Source organism: Serratia sp. 25CWL12 (assembly GCF_055790885.1).
The window spans coordinates 2,087,018-2,103,503 of sequence record NZ_CM147698.1 but is presented as its reverse complement, the minus strand read 5'-3'; the positions used below and the strand labels follow the sequence as shown (position 1 = coordinate 2,103,503).

Annotated in this window: 18 protein-coding genes; 9 read left to right on the top strand and 9 right to left on the bottom strand. The window is 49.9% G+C overall.

The features are described 5' to 3' along the window. Nucleotides 1–88 precede the first annotated feature (88 nt). The 4 genes from ACX9GV_RS09195 to ACX9GV_RS09180 are packed head-to-tail and all read right to left on the bottom strand — an operon-like array spanning nucleotide 89 to nucleotide 2,157. Nucleotides 89–886 (bottom strand): sulfite exporter TauE/SafE family protein, encoded by a 798-nt coding sequence (locus ACX9GV_RS09195; RefSeq protein WP_473197823.1) that lies wholly within the window; start codon nucleotides 884–886, stop codon nucleotides 89–91. Between the two features lie 41 nt (nucleotides 887–927). Then, entirely contained in the window at nucleotides 928–1,359 is a 432-nt protein-coding gene (locus tag ACX9GV_RS09190; RefSeq protein WP_473197822.1) for a DUF6691 family protein, read from the bottom strand. Nucleotides 1,360–1,397: 38 nt separating this feature from the next. Continuing rightward, nucleotides 1,398–1,826: a YeeE/YedE family protein gene (locus ACX9GV_RS09185; RefSeq protein ID WP_023490798.1), complete on the bottom strand. Its 429-nt coding sequence runs from the start codon at nucleotides 1,824–1,826 to the stop codon at nucleotides 1,398–1,400. Beyond that, nucleotides 1,816–2,157 carry an ArsR/SmtB family transcription factor gene (locus ACX9GV_RS09180; RefSeq protein WP_023490799.1) on the bottom strand — a complete coding sequence of 114 codons (342 nt, stop codon included), beginning with the start codon at nucleotides 2,155–2,157 and terminating at the stop codon, nucleotides 1,816–1,818. Before ACX9GV_RS09180 ends, ACX9GV_RS09185 begins: the two co-directional genes overlap by 11 nt. Before the next feature lie 114 nt (nucleotides 2,158–2,271). Here ACX9GV_RS09180 and ACX9GV_RS09175 point away from each other — a divergent pair, with 114 nt between their 5' ends. Then, a complete protein-coding gene (locus ACX9GV_RS09175) occupies nucleotides 2,272–3,132 on the top strand; it encodes an MBL fold metallo-hydrolase (protein ID WP_473197821.1) in 861 nt (286 codons plus the stop codon). 41 nt (nucleotides 3,133–3,173) lie between these two features. Further along, the gene (locus tag ACX9GV_RS09170; RefSeq protein ID WP_473197820.1) at nucleotides 3,174–4,835 is read left to right on the top strand and encodes an FAD-dependent oxidoreductase; all 1,662 of its coding nucleotides are present in this window, start codon (nucleotides 3,174–3,176) and stop codon (nucleotides 4,833–4,835) included. A gap of 70 nt (nucleotides 4,836–4,905) precedes the next feature. Here the strand turns inward: ACX9GV_RS09170 and argS are convergent, their stop codons facing one another. Next, nucleotides 4,906–6,636, bottom strand: a complete 1,731-nt coding sequence (gene argS, locus ACX9GV_RS09165; protein ID WP_473197819.1) for an arginine--tRNA ligase — start codon at nucleotides 6,634–6,636, stop codon at nucleotides 4,906–4,908. Between the two features lie 161 nt (nucleotides 6,637–6,797). Between argS and ACX9GV_RS09160 the strand changes: the two genes are divergently transcribed. Further along, the gene (locus ACX9GV_RS09160; protein ID WP_473197818.1) at nucleotides 6,798–7,361 is read left to right on the top strand and encodes a VOC family protein; all 564 of its coding nucleotides are present in this window, start codon (nucleotides 6,798–6,800) and stop codon (nucleotides 7,359–7,361) included. Between the two features lie 211 nt (nucleotides 7,362–7,572). Further along, nucleotides 7,573–8,331: a copper homeostasis protein CutC gene (cutC, locus tag ACX9GV_RS09155; protein WP_473197817.1), complete on the top strand. Its 759-nt coding sequence runs from the start codon at nucleotides 7,573–7,575 to the stop codon at nucleotides 8,329–8,331. 236 nt (nucleotides 8,332–8,567) lie between these two features. Here the strand turns inward: cutC and cmoB are convergent, their stop codons facing one another. The 4 genes from cmoB to ACX9GV_RS09135 all read right to left on the bottom strand — a co-directional run bounded on the left by cmoB (nucleotide 8,568) and on the right by ACX9GV_RS09135 (nucleotide 11,539). After that, nucleotides 8,568–9,539 carry a tRNA 5-methoxyuridine(34)/uridine 5-oxyacetic acid(34) synthase CmoB gene (gene cmoB, locus ACX9GV_RS09150; protein ID WP_473197816.1) on the bottom strand — a complete coding sequence of 324 codons (972 nt, stop codon included), beginning with the start codon at nucleotides 9,537–9,539 and terminating at the stop codon, nucleotides 8,568–8,570. Then, on the bottom strand, nucleotides 9,536–10,279 hold the full coding sequence (gene cmoA / locus ACX9GV_RS09145) for a carboxy-S-adenosyl-L-methionine synthase CmoA (protein ID WP_473197815.1): 744 nt from the start codon (nucleotides 10,277–10,279) through the stop codon (nucleotides 9,536–9,538). The genes cmoB and cmoA overlap by 4 nt, the downstream gene beginning before the upstream one ends. A 97-nt stretch (nucleotides 10,280–10,376) precedes the next feature. Beyond that, complete coding sequence (locus tag ACX9GV_RS09140; RefSeq protein WP_023490805.1) at nucleotides 10,377–10,772, bottom strand: MAPEG family protein; 396 nt, start codon at nucleotides 10,770–10,772, stop codon at nucleotides 10,377–10,379. Between the two features lie 194 nt (nucleotides 10,773–10,966). Beyond that, nucleotides 10,967–11,539 carry a hydrolase gene (locus ACX9GV_RS09135; protein WP_473197814.1) on the bottom strand — a complete coding sequence of 191 codons (573 nt, stop codon included), beginning with the start codon at nucleotides 11,537–11,539 and terminating at the stop codon, nucleotides 10,967–10,969. Nucleotides 11,540–12,119: 580 nt separating this feature from the next. Between ACX9GV_RS09135 and aspS the strand changes: the two genes are divergently transcribed. The 5 genes from aspS (at nucleotide 12,120) to ruvA (ending at nucleotide 16,469) form a co-directional block, all read left to right on the top strand. Further along, nucleotides 12,120–13,904, top strand: a complete 1,785-nt coding sequence (gene aspS, locus ACX9GV_RS09130) for an aspartate--tRNA ligase (RefSeq protein ID WP_023490807.1) — start codon at nucleotides 12,120–12,122, stop codon at nucleotides 13,902–13,904. Continuing rightward, nucleotides 13,904–14,350 (top strand): dihydroneopterin triphosphate diphosphatase, encoded by a 447-nt coding sequence (gene nudB / locus ACX9GV_RS09125; protein ID WP_023490808.1) that lies wholly within the window; start codon nucleotides 13,904–13,906, stop codon nucleotides 14,348–14,350. Before aspS ends, nudB begins: the two co-directional genes overlap by 1 nt. 20 nt (nucleotides 14,351–14,370) lie before the next feature. Then, nucleotides 14,371–15,114 carry a YebC/PmpR family DNA-binding transcriptional regulator gene (locus ACX9GV_RS09120; protein ID WP_023490809.1) on the top strand — a complete coding sequence of 248 codons (744 nt, stop codon included), beginning with the start codon at nucleotides 14,371–14,373 and terminating at the stop codon, nucleotides 15,112–15,114. A 73-nt stretch (nucleotides 15,115–15,187) separates the two neighbouring features. After that, nucleotides 15,188–15,709 (top strand): crossover junction endodeoxyribonuclease RuvC, encoded by a 522-nt coding sequence (gene ruvC, locus ACX9GV_RS09115; RefSeq protein ID WP_473197813.1) that lies wholly within the window; start codon nucleotides 15,188–15,190, stop codon nucleotides 15,707–15,709. A 145-nt stretch (nucleotides 15,710–15,854) separates the two neighbouring features. Beyond that, nucleotides 15,855–16,469 carry a Holliday junction branch migration protein RuvA gene (gene ruvA, locus ACX9GV_RS09110; RefSeq protein WP_473197812.1) on the top strand — a complete coding sequence of 205 codons (615 nt, stop codon included), beginning with the start codon at nucleotides 15,855–15,857 and terminating at the stop codon, nucleotides 16,467–16,469. Nucleotides 16,470–16,486: the final 17 nt, after the last annotated feature.

Below are 16,486 nucleotides of genomic sequence, written 5' to 3'. Positions count from 1 at the left end.
CAGGTTTTGCCGTCACCCCAGTTTAAACGCGGCTTCCAGCGCTACTTTCTTTGGCTTGCCAGTGTCTTTTATTGCCCATTGACGGTTGTTAGCCGATGGGCTTTGTTATCACGGCATTAAATACCATCCCAAGGGCGACGATGATCAGTAGCCCGGCGAATCCTTTTTGCACCATAGGCTCAGGTAAATAATGACTTACCCTGCGGCCAATAAACATGCCTGTTACCATACTAATCATAAACCACAGCGTGAATGGTAACGGCAGGGTGGCCCCCTGCATCATTGCCGTCACAATCCCGCCGAGACTGACCATGGCCACCACCAGCAATGAAGTGGCAATACAATGGTGAATCGACAAGGGAGAAAATTGGCGTAGTAAAGGGACAATAATAAAACCGCCCCCCACCGCCAATAGCCCGGTCATAAAACCGGTTATCGCCCCAAAAGCGAGAAACAGCAGCCAGGTATTTAACACCCAGATAAATCGCCCGGTTTGTTCATCCAGTACAACAGGGTAAGTATGGGTGACTGCTATCATCGGCGTCCGCATTAATTTCCACGCGATGGTCAGCAACACAGCTGCAAACAGTAGGGTCAGTAATGTGGGAGAAGTGCGTTGGGCAACGGATAACCCAACACCTGTCATGGGGATCCCCGCCAGCGTCATCACGATGGCGGCACGGTAACGAACCAATCCTTTGCGCCAGCCTTCGATTGCTCCCAAGGCAGCACTTCCGGCAACGGCCACCAGGGCCACCGGAGCTGCCTGTTGCGGAGCCCATGCCATGCCCATCATCAGTGCGGGAATAGCAAAAATTCCGCCACCGGCACCCGTGATGCCGAGCACCATCCCCACGCATAGCGCTAAGAGTAACGAGAGGGTCATGGTTCATTCCTGTTGTGTGACTTATCGTGCATCGGTCAATATTACTTCGCCTGACGTTTCGCTCTGGCTTTCTCAATTTGTTCGAAAAGCAGCATGCCAGTGAGCATGGCAACCACAAAACCAATACCTTTAGTGATTCCAGCACCAAGCAGGACCAATCCAGGACCGGGGCAAATACCCGCCAACCCCCAGCCAATACCAAACAGGATAGCCCCCCCGATTAAACGCTTATCAATCTGTTTGCTGGTTGGCAGGTTGATATTGCCACCACAAACAGATTGGGTGCGGCGCTTCACCGAACGAAAGGCGAAGAAACCCACACTAATAGCTCCCCCCATGACAAAAGTCAGTGAAGGATCCCAGACGCGGGTAATATCTAAAAAGCCAATTACCTTGGCGGGATTCGCCATGCCGCTAACCAGTAATCCAATACCAAATACGAGTCCTGCCAGTAGTGAAAAAAACAGATTCATATATCCCCCTAAAAAAGTTAACGAGTGAGCACAGACTTCTAACCCAGTAAGCCCATCAGCCAAACAGTGATAAATGCCACTCCCATAAACGTCAGCGTAGCCACTAGTGAACGGGGGGATAAACGTGACAATCCACAGACGCCGTGGCCACTGGTACACCCAGACCCATAACGAGTACCGACACCAACCAGCAGCCCAGCAATAATCACGATGGGCCATGAGGCTGAAATTTCGCTAGCTGGAAGAGGGTGGAAAAGACCATACAGCAGCGGTGAGGCAATAATGCCAATCAGAAAAGCCAGGCGCCAACCACGATCTGTGGTGTTTGAGGAGAGTAACCCGCCGATAATACCGCTGATGCCGGCGATGCGCCCGCAGAAGAATATCAATATCCAGGCTGCAGCTCCGATCAGGATCCCACCGAAGAAACTCATAAGTGGGGTAAATTGCACCAGATTAATGGTCATGGTTAACACCTCCTGTTTGATCTTTTGGACAGTAAAGTTGGTATAGCGTACTCAGTAATATCAATACATTGGGGTCATCGATACGGTAGAAAATCTGTTTTCCTTCACGGCGTGTGGCGACGAGTTGCTGGCGGCGCATCACCCCCAACTGTTGTGACAATGTTGGCTGACCAATCCCCAGTGCACTTTCCATTTGCCCCACCGAGGCTTCCCCTTGACTGAGGTGGCACAGTAGCAACAGGCGGTCTTCATTAGCCAAGGTGCGCAATACGCCAGCCGCTGTACTGGCAGCATCGCGCATTTTTTGTTGATCAATTAACGCGTTATTCATTGGTCCTCTTTCACGTTATGATAATACTATATATATTTATATAATATCTTATTGTATAATTAAAGCAACATCGGTTAAAAACAAGCTATCTAAGGTACAGATAAGGAGTTTGTCATGGCCCCACTTATCGAAGGTTTTTACGAGCCGACTACGGGTACCATCAGTTATGTGTTAGCTGAGAAGATTGGAGGGCAAGCGGCCATTATTGACCCTGTTCTGGACTATGATCCGAAATCTGGTCGGACTTGGACGGCGTCAGCTGATCGGTTGATTGATTATGTGAAGCAGCAGCAACTGACCATAACTTGGTTGTTGGAGACGCATGCTCATGCTGACCATCTTTCGGCAGCCCACTATTTACGTAAGAAGGTAGGCGGTAAAATCGCCATCAGCAAAAAAATCGTTGAAGTTCAACGGATATTCAAGACCATTTTTAACCTTGAACAGACCTTTGCTCTGGATGGTTCACAGTTTGACCATCTGCTGACAGACGGGGAAATTCTTGCGCTAGGGTCATTGGACGTGCAGGTTTTGCATGTTCCTGGTCATACGCCAGCCGATATGGCATTTAAGGTGGGTGATGCCATTTTCCTTGGCGATACTCTGTTTATGCCGGATGTAGGAACCGCGCGTTGTGATTTTCCCGGCGGGGATGCGCAGCAGCTCTATCACTCCATCCGCAAGATCCTCAGTTTTCCTGCTGAAACACGCCTATATGTTTGCCATGACTATCCTCCTTCAAGCCGAGAAGCCCAATGGCAAACGACAGTCGCAGAACAGCGAAAGAGTAATGTTCATGTCCATGATGGTAACACTCAGGCTACGTTTGTGGCGCTGCGGCAGGCGCGGGATAAAACGCTGGCCGTCCCTGTGCTTCTGTTGCCGTCCATCCAGATCAATATCCGCGCGGGTGAATTCCCACCCGCAGAGGATAACGGTATCCATTACATCAAAATTCCTTTAAATCATCTGTAATTGTGCAGGTTATTGTTGCCTGAAACAGGAAGGTATTGACCATGAGTAAGACCAAAATAGTGATTGTCGGTGGTGTGGCCGGTGGTGCCTCGGCTGCGGTGAGGGCCAGGCGTTTGTCTGAAACGGCGCAGATTATTCTGTTAGAGCGTGGAGCCTATGTCTCTTTTGCTAATTGCGGCCTGCCTTATCACATTGGGGGGGAGATCCCCGACCGTCAGCAATTGCTACTGAAAACGCCACAGGATTTTATTCAACGCTTCAATATTGATGTCCGTATTGAACATCAGGTATTGCAGATTGATGCCAATAACAAACGACTTCACATTAGAAATGAACAGACTGGCGAGGTTTATCATGAGAGCTATGACCAACTTCTGTTAAGTACCGGGGGTAACCCTATTCGCCCTGCGATGCCTGGCATTGACCTCCCAGGCGTGTTCACGCTACGCACGCTGCCGGATATGGATAAAATTCTGGCGCATCTCCATCACCATCAGTTAACCCATGCCACGGTGGTTGGCGGGGGATTTATTGGCCTGGAAATGGTGGAAGCGCTGGTTAACCTGGGGATCTCGGTTACATTGCTGGAATTAGGGTCACAAGTGATGGCCCCGGTTGATGCTGAAATGGCTGCCACATTACACCAGGTGCTACGGCAAAAGGGTGTCGATTTGCGTTTGCAATGCGGATTGGCGGCCATTGAACAGACTGATGCCCCGCAAGGTTTGATGCTTAGTCTCAATAATGGTGAAAAGCTGGCAACAGGCATGGTGTTGATGGCTATAGGGGTAAAACCCGACATACAACTCGCCAAGAGTGCTGAATTGGTGCTGGGGCCACATGGCGGGATCCTGGTTGATGAGTTTATGCGGACCTCAGACCCAAGTATCTATGCGGTGGGTGATGTGGTCGAAACAGCGGAATGGGTCACCGGTGATGCGATGCTGGTGCCACTGGCGGGGCCTGCCAACCGCCAAGGCCGTATCGCGGCAGAGAACATGCTCGGTGGGGCTAAACGCTATAAAGGTAGCCAGGCGACGGCCATCTGTAAAGTGTTTGACCATGCGATAGCCAGCGTCGGGTTAAATGAGAAAGTGCTGCGCCGCATGAATATCGACTACGAAAAAGTGTATGTCCATGCCGCTAACCATGCCAGCTATTACCCCGGGAGTTCGCCAGTTTCGTTAAAATTACTGTTTGCCCCCGGTAGTGGCGATATCCTGGGGGCACAAGCGGTGGGTAAAGCGGGGATCGACAAATGTATTGATGTGCTTGCGGTAGCGCAGCGAGCCAACCTGAAAGTGCAGGATCTGGAAGACTTTGAATTGTGTTACGCACCACCGTTCAATAGTGCGCGTGATATCGTTAACCAAGTTGGGATGTTGGCAAGTAACGTTATCAATGGTGATACTCGCATTTGCCATGTAAGCGATATTCTTAATCTTGACCCTGCACAGCAATGTTTGCTGGATATAAGAACCGCCGATGAGTTGAAAACATTAGGGCAATATCCTGCGGCGCTACATATTCCTTTAGATGAATTACGTTCTCGTCTGAGCGAGTTACCGCAAGAAAAAGAGATTCTGATTGGCTGCCAATCGGGCCTGCGTGGTCATGTTGCCTATCGATTGCTGATGCAATCGGGTTTTAGGGCAAGAAATCTTACCGGGGGCTATAAAGTCTATCAGTGGTCGCTTGCTTAAATATTGGCAGAGCAATCAGTAGTAAGTAAAAAGGTCGCCGCAGCGACCTTTTTTAACGCTATCGTGGCTATTACATGCGCTCGACGGTAGCGATCCCCAGTGTATCCAGGCCGGTTTTTAGCGTTTTGGCGGTCAGCAGCGCCAACTTCAGGCGACTCTGGCGGGTTTGTTCGCTTTCGGCATTGAGGATCTGGCAATGCTCGTAGAAAGCGGAGAACAGCCCAGCCAAATCGTACAGGTAAGCACACATCACATGAGGTGTACCTTCGCGGGCCACTACCGTGAGGGTTTCTTCGAACTGTAGCAGGCAGGTAGCCAACAGCTGTTCGCGTTCTTCGGTTATTACCAACGGTAAGGTCAGGTCGCTTTCAGCCACATCAGCACGTTTGAACACCGACGCAACACGGCTATATGCATATTGCATATAGGGGGCGGTATTGCCCTCAAAGGCCAACATGTTGTCCCAATCGAACATATAGTCGGTAGTACGATTTTTTGACAAATCCGCGTATTTTATTGCACCAATACCCACTACATTGGCAATAGCTTGTATTTCATCCCCAGGCATCTGCGGATTTTTATCAGCAATCAGCTTGTTAGCACGCTCGATGGCCTCATCTAACAGTTCAGACAGTTTCACCGTGCCACCTGTGCGGGTCTTGAACGGTTTACCATCTTTACCCAGCATCATGCCGAACATATGGTGCTCCAGGGTTACCGAGTCCGGCACGTAGCCTGCTTTGCGCACGATAGCCCAGGCTTGCATCAGGTGCTGATGTTGGCGTGAGTCGATGTAATAAAGAATGCGGTCAGCACCCAAAGTTTCAAAACGGTATTTTGCACAGGCAATATCGGTAGTGGTGTACAGGTAACCGCCATCTTTTTTCTGGATAATGACCCCCATCGGGTCGCCATCTTTATTTTTGTATTCGTCCAGAAAGACCACGGTGGCACCTTCACTTTCTACCGCCAACCCCTTGGCTTTCAGATCAGCGACGATAGCGGGCAACATGGTGTTGTAGAGGCTTTCACCCATCACATCATCGTTGGTCAGGGTGACATTTAAGCGGTCGTAGGAGAGTTGGTTCTGCGCCATGGTGATATCCACCAGTTTGCGCCACATCTTCAAACAGTATTCATCGCCCCCTTGCAACTTCACCACATAACCACGGGCACGTAGGGCAAAGGCTTCATCTTCATCGTAATTTTTCTTGGCTTCGCGGTAAAACTGTTCCAAATCCGCCAGTTCCATATCGCTGGCGTTTTCGTTTTGCATCTTTTCCAGATAAGCAATCAACATGCCGAACTGGGTACCCCAGTCACCCACATGGTTGGCACGGATCACTTTATGGCCGAGAAATTCTTGAGTACGGGCAGCGGCATCACCAATGATGGTGGAGCGCAGGTTGCCGACATGCATCTCTTTGGCCACGTTGGGGGCAGAGTAATCAATGACGATGGTCTGCGGCTTAACCGGGGCAATACCGAGTTTGGGGGCGAACAGAATGGCATCAGCCTGGTGGGCTACCCAGTCACTGTTGAGAAAGATATTGATAAACCCCGGGCCGGCAATTTCTACTTTATTGGCAATATCGCCTAGTTCCAGCAACTGGACGACTTTCTCTGCCAGTTGTCGCGGTGGCATCCCCAGTTTTTTAGCAACGGACATCACACCGTTAGCCTGATAATCACCAAACTGTGCTTTGGCCGATTGACGAACCTGAGCTTCACAATCCGCTGGCGCACCTGCGGCAATCAGCGCCTGGCTGACTTTATCTGATAGAAGAGCCTGAATATTCACCGGGTTACCTTAATGACAAACATAAAACAGCCTGTAATTGTAACCGATTCGCGGCGCTACGTCAGTAATTGGCTGCATTTGTCCATGGCATCAGCGGCGAGATTGTTCCGGTAAACTATGAGATTATTAGCCGATGTAACGAGTAAGAGATGATTAACATCATGACTGACCTTTTATCAATTAACGAACTTAACGATCTGGCGCTGGATTTACCCCGCTTTGAACAAGCATTGAGCGAATTTGCGCAAAAGTTACACCTTGAGTTATCACAGTATCACGCCGACCATATTTCGCTGCGTTGCCATCAAGATAGCACTGCTGAACGTTGGCGGCAGGGGGTGCTGCAGTGCGGTGTTCTGCTTTCTGAAAACATCATCAATGGGCGAGTCATCTGTCTGTTTGACTTAACGGTGCCGTTGCAGGTGGGGCCATGGCAGATCGACTGTATAGAACTGCCGTATCCAGGGAAGAAACGTTATCCCCATGAAGGCTGGGAACATGTGGAATTAGTCCTGGCCGGTGATCCCGCGACCTTATATACCCGCGCATTGGAACAACTGGCGGATGAAGCACTGCTGCAGCCCGGAATTAGCTTGAAACAGAGTTGGCCAAAATCTGAAGATGAGTCCTTGGCGAATCCGACCTTGGCGGTGAGTGATGGTCAGGTCACTATTAAATTTCACCCTTACTCCATCCGTGACGTTGTCACTAACGGGCGTGCCTGAGTGAAAGTGACGGGTCGTAAGTTGTATGGGGGACGATATGGCTGATTTAACCTTCTTGCTGTGACCCTGCTCTAGGCATTATTGAAAACTGAGTGGCATAGTTGTCGCCTCGCACTGATTTGTTGATAGCCAAGTTGATAAAGGGAGATGACGTCAAGAGGATGGGCCATCAAGCAATGGAAGTATTTTTAGCCGTTATCTGGAGGCGTGAATGATTAAGTTGGAAGTTTGTTGTTATGGCGTAGATTGTGCCATCACTGCTGAGCAGGCGGGAGCTGATCGAATCGAGTTATGTGCCAGCCAAAGTGAAGGGGGATTAACACCGAGTTTTGGTGCGTTGCAGTTAGCACAGGAACGCATAACGATACCCGTTCATCCGATAGTACGCCCACGGGGAGGGGATTTTTGTTATAGCGACGTTGAGTTTGACATCATCAAGCGGGATATCGCTCAACTGCGTGATATGGGGTTTGCTGGCGTCGTGGTGGGGATGCTGGATGGTGAGGGGCATATTGATATGTCTCGCATGCAGGAAGTCATGGCCTTGTGTGGCAATATGGCGGTAACTTTCCACCGTGCATTCGATATGTGCCAAAACCCGATGATGGCGTTAGAACAACTGACCCAGTTGGGGGTGGCGCGTATTCTTACCTCTGGTCAGCAACAAAATGCTGAGTTGGGGCTACCGTTGTTGCGTGATCTGCTACGTGCCAGTAAAGGCCCGGTGGTAATGGCTGGCGCCGGGGTACGCTTGAGCAATTTACATAAGTTTGTCGATATTGGAATTCAGGAGCTCCATAGCTCGGCCGGTCATACAGTACCTTCTACCATGCGTTACCGTAAGGCGGGAGTTACCATGTGTTCCGACAATGAATTTGATGAATTCAGTCATTATTGTGTTGATGGTGAGATGGTTGAGGCGATGAAAAATTCATTGGCGATGTTAGCACCAGCGGCAACCCGGGGCTGATGCGCATCTTTCTCTATGACAGCGTGACGGAAATAAAAAAAGCCCTGAACAGGGTAGAGGTGTTCAGGGCTAAGATTTCACTGGTGTTGGTGAAATACCAACACTTTAAATTTAGTTAATAATTGATAAATGCACAGTGTTTAAATGTTTTCAAAATGTAAATTTGAAGTAAAAGCCATTCTGCCAGATAGCAGAATAGACAATGGTGAGTCCTATTCTGCTATTGGCATTGAAATTTAAGGTTTTTTGGCAATGAGTACCGCACGGACGGGGGCTGGATAACCTTCTACCGTTTTGCTGTGGTCGTCAGGATCAAGAAACTCAGCCAATGATTCGCTGGTCATCCAATCGGTACGGCGCTGTTCTGCGGTCGTTGTGGGGCAGATATCAGCAATTTTCACATCCACAAAACCACACTTTTCCAGCCAGTATTTCAGTGCCTCGGCAGAGGGGATAAAATAGACGTTACGCATTTGAGCATAACGATCACCCGGCACTAACACTTGATGTTGATCACCCGCCACAACCAAGGTTTCTAGCACCAGTTCACCTTCTGAAACCAGTTGATTTTTTAACTGATAGAGATGGTCCAATGGTGAGCGGCGATGATAGAGCACCCCCATAGAAAATACGGTATCGAAGGCTGCTAGATTCGGTAATTGTTCAATGCCTAGCGGTAATACATGGGCGCGCTGATCGCCGCCTAACAGTTTGCGGACTGCTTCAAACTGACACAAGAATAGTTGCATCGGGTCAATGCCGACGGCTAAATGCGCCCCAGCCCCAATCATGCGCCAAAGGTGGTAGCCACTGCCACAACCCACATCAAGAATGGTGCGGCCAGCTAAGGGCGAAATATGCGGCAATACGCGATCCCACTTCCAGTCAGAGTGCCATTCGGTATCGATATCAATGCCATACAGCGAAAAGGGCCCTTTGCGCCATGGCATCATGGAGCGCAGCATTTTTTCGATCCCTTCCAACTGACCGGGTGAAAGCGGCGGATCGATACTGGCCTGTACCCCATGCAGCAAGTCGAGCTGGGTGGGCATCAGTGAGGGCAGATATTCCACCGAGTTGAACCACTGCTTAAATTTGCCGTGCAGCGATTCCCGTTGCCAAGCGCTGATTTGCGCTGGTAGCGTATCCAGCCAATGGCTTAGCGGGCTTTTGGCGATGCGCTGATAAAAATCTCCAAACTCAATCATGCGCTGGCTCCTGATTTCAGGGCAATCAACGAACCAAAATTGAAGCATTGAAACCACACTTCAGCATGTTCAAACCCGGCTTGTTGCAGCCTGGTTTTATGTGTGGCGACGGAGTCTGTCAGCATGACATTTTCCAACATACTGCGTTTTTGACTGATTTCCAGTTCGCTGTAACCGTTGGCGCGTTTGAAGTCGTGGTGCATATTAAATAGCAGTTCATCCACCTTAGTGTCTTCAAAGTTGAATTTTTCTGACAGCACCAACGCGCCACCAGGCCGCAACCCGGCATAAACCTGGGTGAGCAGACGCAAGCGGTCAGCTGGTTCAAGAAATTGCAGAGTAAAGTTCAGCACCACCAGAGAGGCGTTCTCAATATTGATGTCGAGGATATCCGCTTCGATCACCTCAACCGGTGTTTCGGCACGGAATGCATCAAGATGGCGGCGGCAACGTTCAACCATGGCGGGAGAGTTATCAATGGCAATGATGTTGCAACCCGGCACTTTGATATTCCTGCGCATTGATAGCGTAGCGGCGCCCAGCGAACAACCCATGTCATAAACCTGGCTGTTTGGCTGTACAAAACGTTCAGCCAACATACCAATCATCGAGATTATGTTGGAATAACCAGGAACTGAACGCTGGATCATGTCTGGAAAAACTTCAGCGACACGTTCGTCAAAGGTCCAGTCACCCAGTTTGGCAATCGGGGCGGAAAAAAGAGTATCGCGGTTTGGCATAGCGGCAAATCAGGTCAGAATAGGAAAGGGAGCATGCTAGCAGAAAATCAGTTGCGGCAGAAGCAGGCGGCGAATGGCCACCTGAAATCAGATACCGCTATTGCAGGCTGAAAATCATATCCCATGGCAGGTAAAAGAGATTGGCGATCACCATCAGTATCAACGAAACATAGGTAGCAGCCATACCTGAACGGCGCCAGCTAACATCGCGGTGGTGCAGACCGTAATAGTGAACCAATCTGCCAATCATTAATAGCAGCCCGCAAAGATGTACCATCCAGACTTGAGCACCATTCATCTCCATGATCAGGAGCATTATCATGGCGATAGGGATGTATTCCACGGCATTGCCATGTACACGGATGGCGGTTTGCAGCTCATAAAAACCACCGTCACCGAAGGCAACCTGGTATTGCATTCTTAGTCTGACTACGTCAAAAGAGAGTTTGAGCAATAACAATGCGCCAAGCACTACATAGAGCGCGCTTACCATTTTTAACTCCATTCCCTAACCAAATCAGGCAGTAAATATGATAGCTGTCATTAATGTGGCTGTCGCGGAAAAAACGATGTTATCTCCGTTATAAGGTCAGTTTTTACCGGTTTATTATCGCAATACACGTTGGTTGTTTACATAATAACCAGGGGGCATGACGCTGCCCTCCCTGGTTTTAGATATGTAGGGCGTTACAATGCGTTGAGGATCTCACTGGTACTGCGAACACGAGCGATACGCGGGAAGATATTGTCGCAGGCGAACTGATGCATTTCGCTGCTGTAGGTACTGCACATATCTTCGGCAATCACCAATTCATAGCCATGTTCCCAGGCATTACGCGCAGTAGACTCTACCCCGATATTGGTGGCGATACCGCCCAGCACGATAGTTTTAATACCACGGCGGCGTAGTTGCAGATCAAGATCGGTACCGTAGAACGCACCCCATTGGCGCTTAATGATGGATATGTCGCTTTCTTGCACCCCGAGCTCTTCCGGGTAATCCCACCAGAAGTCAGGCAGCCCGCCAATTGGCGCGGGGGATGGCTTGTCCACTGGTTGTTTCAGCGCTTCGGCAAAAGAGTCAGACCAACCGACACGCACTAGAAACACCGGCGCATTCAGTGCACGGAAACGACCTGCCAGATGGGCTGCATGGTTGACCACCTGAGTGGCACTGTGAGGGCCAGCAGCAAAGGGCAGAATACCTTTTTGCAGGTCTATCAGTACCAGGGCGGTGGTTTGGGCATCAAGCTTCAACATGGGACATCTCCTTATGGAATGGGTAATAGTCTATTCTAGGTCATTCAAGCCACAGCAGTAACGATAACTTGAATGTTTGGCCGATAAAACGTAGCGGAACCGTCAGCCAGGGCGGAGAGACTAGGTGAAATGAGTTCGGAGATAATGGAAAAGTGGTTACTTAATGTGTTACGCCAGTTGGCGGTGTGTTAGCGATAACGGGCATAAAGTGATTTAACTCTGATCTCGGATAGCTATTTGCATGGCAACAATGCGCGCTTCGCACTTATCTGGCGCATGAATTTCCTTTATAATGTCCGCCTTTTTTACCGATCTTCATTCCAATGAGCGATGCCTGTTGGTCTATCCGGTTCATTCAAGTTGTGATAGAAACGGCAAAAATTTTCAGCTACAGGGTTGAGAGATGACTCGCCGTGTTGTAGCCCGTGTTGGCGGCTTTGCGTTCTGGCAGTGACAGAGGGCGCTTGGGCGCTACAGATTTTACTACGGGCAAGTAAACATTCATCAGATAGCAGCCGTGCGGACAGCAGCAATAATGCCTCATTTCCGGCGGGATCTGTTTAAGTCAAAAGGATAGCGTATGCGTACTGAATATTGCGGGCAGTTGAATCTGACCCACGTTGGCAAAGAAGTCACTTTGTGTGGTTGGGTCAACCGTCGTCGTGATTTAGGCGGTCTGATCTTTATTGATATGCGTGATCGCGAAGGCATTGTGCAGGTTTTCTTCGATCCTGACCAAAAAGTAGCTTTCGATAAAGCCTTTGAACTGCGTAACGAGTTTTGCATTCAAGTTGTTGGTACCGTGCGTGCGCGCCCGGAGAACCAGAGCAATAAAGAGATGAGCACGGGTGAAGTGGAAGTGTTTGCCCATGGGTTGGAGATTATCAACCGCTCTGAACCAATGCCGCTGGATGCCAATCAGATCAATACTGAAGAAGCGCGTCTAAAGTATCGCTACCTGGATCTACGCCGCCCGGAAATGGCAGAACGCCTGAAAACCCGTGCCAAGATCACCAGCTTTGTGCGTCGTTTTATGGATAGCCATGGTTTTCTCGATATTGAAACCCCGATGCTAACCAAAGCTACGCCAGAAGGGGCCCGTGATTATCTGGTCCCTAGTCGCGTACATAAAGGCAAATTCTATGCGTTGCCGCAGTCTCCGCAATTGTTCAAACAGTTGCTGATGATGTCTGGCTTTGACCGTTACTATCAGATAGTCAAATGCTTCCGTGACGAAGACTTGCGCGCGGATCGTCAGCCTGAGTTTACTCAGATTGATGTGGAAACCTCGTTTATGACCGCACCACAGGTGCGTGAAATCATGGAGAAACTGGCGCGAGACTTATGGCAGGAGGTAAAAGGGGTGGATCTGGGTAAATTCCCAGTGATGACCTTTGCCGAAGCGATGCGCCGTTTTGGTTCTGATAAGCCTGATCTGCGTAATCCGCTCGAGCTGGTGGATGTGGCTGACTTGGTGAAACAGGTTGAATTCAAGGTGTTTTCTGGCCCGGCTAACGATGCCAAAGGGCGCGTAGCGGTTATTCGCGTACCAGGTGGGGCTCAGTTGACCCGCAAGCAGATCGACGAATATACGGCATTTGTCAATATTTACGGTGCCAAAGGGTTGGCGTGGCTGAAGGTCAATGATCGTGGCGCAGGTCTGGAGGGTGTTCAGAGCCCGGTTGCCAAATTTTTGAGCCCTGAGGTGTTGGAAGCGATTTTGGCCCGTTGTGATGCGCAAAGCGGTGATATCCTGTTCTTTGGTGCCGACAACGTTAAAATTGTGACTGATGCGATGGGTGCGTTGCGCTTGAAGTTAGGCCGTGATTTGTCCCTGACCAAATTAGATAGCTGGGCACCACTGTGGGTGGTTGACTTCCCCATGTTTGAAGAGGATGGCGAGGGTGGCCTGTCCGCGATGCACCACCCATTCACGGCACCTCGCGATATGAGCCCAGAGGCGTTACAGCAAGATCCACTATCTGCCATAGCCAATGCTTATGACATGGTACTGAACGGTTATGAAGTGGGGGGCGGCTCAGTACGTATTCACCGCAGTGAAATGCAGCAAACGGTATTTGGCATCCTGGGTATCAACCAACAAGAACAGCGTGAGAAGTTTGGCTTCTTGCTGGATGCCTTGAAATATGGCACACCACCTCATGCAGGTTTGGCTTTTGGTCTTGATCGTCTGGTGATGTTATTGACGGGTACCGAAAACATTCGTGACGTTATTGCCTTCCCGAAAACCACCGCGGCAGCCTGTCTGATGACTGATGCACCAAGCTTTGCCAACCCGGCATCTTTGCAAGAGTTAGCGATTAGCGTGGTGAAGAAAACCGCCTCAGAACAAGAGAGCGAGTGATGAATTATAAGCGGCCCGAGTCGATTCTGGTGGTGATTTACTCACCCGCCAGTGGTCGGGTGCTGATGTTGCAGCGGCGAGATGATATGGCGTTCTGGCAGTCAGTGACTGGCAGCCTGGAAGCCGATGAATTGCCGCAGCATGCTGCACAGCGCGAAGTCATGGAAGAGGTTGGCATTGATATTGCGGCAGAAAATCTGCCGTTGCTTGATTGCCAGCGCTGTGTGGAATTTGAACTTTTTGCTCACTTGCGGCATCGCTATGCGCCAGGAACTTTACATAATAAAGAGCACTGGTTCTGCCTGGCGTTGCCTGAAGAGCGTGCTCCGGTACTTACCGAGCATCATGCATATCAATGGCTTGCAGCTAGCGAGGCGGTCAAACTGACTAAATCCTGGAGCAATCAGCAGGCGATTGAAGAGTTTGTGATTCACTCTGTCCAGTAGTTTTTTTTGGAGATATTTTTATGGCAGGTCATAGTAAATGGGCCAACACAAAACACCGCAAAGCAGCACAAGACTCTAAACGCGGTAAGATTTTCACTAAAATTATCCGCGAGTTGGTGACTGCCGCCAAACTAGGCGGGGGCGATCCTGGGTCCAACCCACGTTTGCGCGCCGCTATTGATAAGGCACTGTCTAATAACATGACGCGTGACACGCTAAACCGTGCCATTGCTCGTGGTGTCGGCGGTGATGATGATTCCAATATGGAAACCATCATCTATGAAGGTTATGGCCCTGGCGGTACGGCAGTGATGATTGAGTGCCTGAGTGACAACCGTAACCGTACCGTGGCAGAAGTTCGCCATGCTTTCAGTAAATGTGGTGGTAACCTCGGCACCGATGGCTCGGTAGCCTATCTGTTCACCAAAAAAGGCGTGATCACCTATGCACCAGGTCTGGATGAAGACTCGGTGATGGAAGCGGCGCTTGAGGCGGGTGCGGAAGATATTGTGGCTTATGACGATGGCGCCATTGATGTTTTCACTGCTTGGGAAAATCTGGGTGAAGTCAAAGATGCATTGACGGCTACCGGGTTTGAAGCTGAAGCGGCAGAAGTATCGATGATCCCATCGACGAAAGCCGATATGGATGAAGAAACCGCACCAAAATTACTGCGGCTGATCGATATGCTGGAAGATTGCGATGATGTTCAGGAGGTTTACCACAATGGTGAAATCTCTGATGAGATCGCCGCGACGCTGTAATGTGGCTGACCAGTGGCGTTGCCGGTTGGCAACGCCGGGTAAAATCAATGCTTAATACAAGGTGGTGGTAGCAATGGCGATCATACTGGGTATCGATCCCGGCTCACGCGTCACCGGTTATGGTCTTATCCGTCAGCAAGGCCGCCAATTAATTTATATTGCCAGCGGCTGTATCCGTACCTCGACAGATGATATGCCAACGCGGCTTAAACTGATTTATGCTGGGGTGAGTGAAATTATCACTCAGTTTAGACCCGATTTTTTTGCCATCGAACAAGTCTTTATGGCTAAAAATCCGGACTCGGCACTTAAATTAGGGCAGGCGAGAGGGGTAGCGATTGTCGCAGCGGTTAATCAACAGTTGGAAGTGTTTGAGTATGCAGCACGCCAGGTAAAACAGACGGTGGTCGGTACCGGTGCGGCAGAAAAAGCGCAAGTTCAGCATATGGTTCGCTCATTGTTGAAACTTTCTGCCAATCCGCAGGCGGACGCCGCCGATGCCTTGGCGATTGCTATTACTCATTGTCATCTCAGCCAGAATCTGTTGCGTATGAACGAAGGGCGGCTCAATCTGGCGCGGGGTCGCGTACGATAATGGGGTGACATTGCCACCATTATCGTTGCCACTAAAAAAGTGTTGAGTCGCTATGGGCTGGATATTCATCCAGCCTTTTTTATGGTATAAGCTTTATCATTAATGTGTCACCTACGCCACAGGCAGTGTTTATTCAGGAGGGGTAATGATAGGTCGTCTCAGAGGGGTTATTCTGGAAAAGCAGCCACCGCTGGTGCTATTGGAAGCCAACGGTGTTGGCTATGAAGTGCATATGCCAATGACCTGCTTCTATGAGCTACCAGAACTGGGGCAAGAAGCTATCGTATTTACCCAATTTGTGGTGCGCGAAGATGCTCAACTCCTGTATGGCTTCAATGATAAACAGGAGCGGGCACTGTTTCGCGAGTTGATCAAGGTTAATGGGGTGGGGCCCAAGCTGGCTCTGGCTATTCTCTCGGGTATGTCTGCGCAGCAGTTTGTCAGCGCGGTGGAGCGTGAGGAGATCACTGCTCTGATCAAGTTACCCGGGGTAGGGAAAAAGACCGCAGAACGTCTGGTCGTAGAAATGAAAGACCGCTTCAAAGGGTTAAATGGTGATCTGTTTAATAGCAGTAGTGAGATCCCTTTACCTGTCAGTGCGGCCAAAATGGCTGAAAGGGATAATGAAGCAGAAGCGGTATCGGCATTGGTGTCTCTGGGCTATAAACCCCAAGAAGCCAGCCGTATGATCAGCAAAATTGCTAAACCGGGGGCAGATTGCGAAACCTTAATCCGCGATGCCTTACGTGCCGCTCTCTAAGGTTGCAAGGGGTAGAA

What these genes read in the sequence shown, in the direction of transcription:
- ACX9GV_RS09195 (WP_473197823.1), bottom strand. Translation starts at nt 886, where the DNA reads ATGACCCTCTCGTTACTCTTAGCGCTATGCGTGGGGATGGTGCTCGGC.
- ACX9GV_RS09190 (WP_473197822.1), bottom strand. Translation starts at nt 1,359, where the DNA reads ATGAATCTGTTTTTTTCACTACTGGCAGGACTCGTATTTGGTATTGGA.
- ACX9GV_RS09185 (WP_023490798.1), bottom strand. Translation starts at nt 1,826, where the DNA reads ATGACCATTAATCTGGTGCAATTTACCCCACTTATGAGTTTCTTCGGT.
- ACX9GV_RS09180 (WP_023490799.1), bottom strand. Translation starts at nt 2,157, where the DNA reads ATGAATAACGCGTTAATTGATCAACAAAAAATGCGCGATGCTGCCAGT.
- ACX9GV_RS09175 (WP_473197821.1), top strand. Translation starts at nt 2,272, where the DNA reads ATGGCCCCACTTATCGAAGGTTTTTACGAGCCGACTACGGGTACCATC.
- ACX9GV_RS09170 (WP_473197820.1), top strand. Translation starts at nt 3,174, where the DNA reads ATGAGTAAGACCAAAATAGTGATTGTCGGTGGTGTGGCCGGTGGTGCC.
- ACX9GV_RS09160 (WP_473197818.1), top strand. Translation starts at nt 6,798, where the DNA reads ATGACTGACCTTTTATCAATTAACGAACTTAACGATCTGGCGCTGGAT.
- cutC (WP_473197817.1), top strand. Translation starts at nt 7,573, where the DNA reads ATGATTAAGTTGGAAGTTTGTTGTTATGGCGTAGATTGTGCCATCACT.
- cmoB (WP_473197816.1), bottom strand. Translation starts at nt 9,539, where the DNA reads ATGATTGAGTTTGGAGATTTTTATCAGCGCATCGCCAAAAGCCCGCTA.
- cmoA (WP_473197815.1), bottom strand. Translation starts at nt 10,279, where the DNA reads ATGCCAAACCGCGATACTCTTTTTTCCGCCCCGATTGCCAAACTGGGT.
- ACX9GV_RS09140 (WP_023490805.1), bottom strand. Translation starts at nt 10,772, where the DNA reads ATGGTAAGCGCGCTCTATGTAGTGCTTGGCGCATTGTTATTGCTCAAA.
- ACX9GV_RS09135 (WP_473197814.1), bottom strand. Translation starts at nt 11,539, where the DNA reads ATGTTGAAGCTTGATGCCCAAACCACCGCCCTGGTACTGATAGACCTG.
- aspS (WP_023490807.1), top strand. Translation starts at nt 12,120, where the DNA reads ATGCGTACTGAATATTGCGGGCAGTTGAATCTGACCCACGTTGGCAAA.
- nudB (WP_023490808.1), top strand. Translation starts at nt 13,904, where the DNA reads ATGAATTATAAGCGGCCCGAGTCGATTCTGGTGGTGATTTACTCACCC.
- ACX9GV_RS09120 (WP_023490809.1), top strand. Translation starts at nt 14,371, where the DNA reads ATGGCAGGTCATAGTAAATGGGCCAACACAAAACACCGCAAAGCAGCA.
- ruvC (WP_473197813.1), top strand. Translation starts at nt 15,188, where the DNA reads ATGGCGATCATACTGGGTATCGATCCCGGCTCACGCGTCACCGGTTAT.
- ruvA (WP_473197812.1), top strand. Translation starts at nt 15,855, where the DNA reads ATGATAGGTCGTCTCAGAGGGGTTATTCTGGAAAAGCAGCCACCGCTG.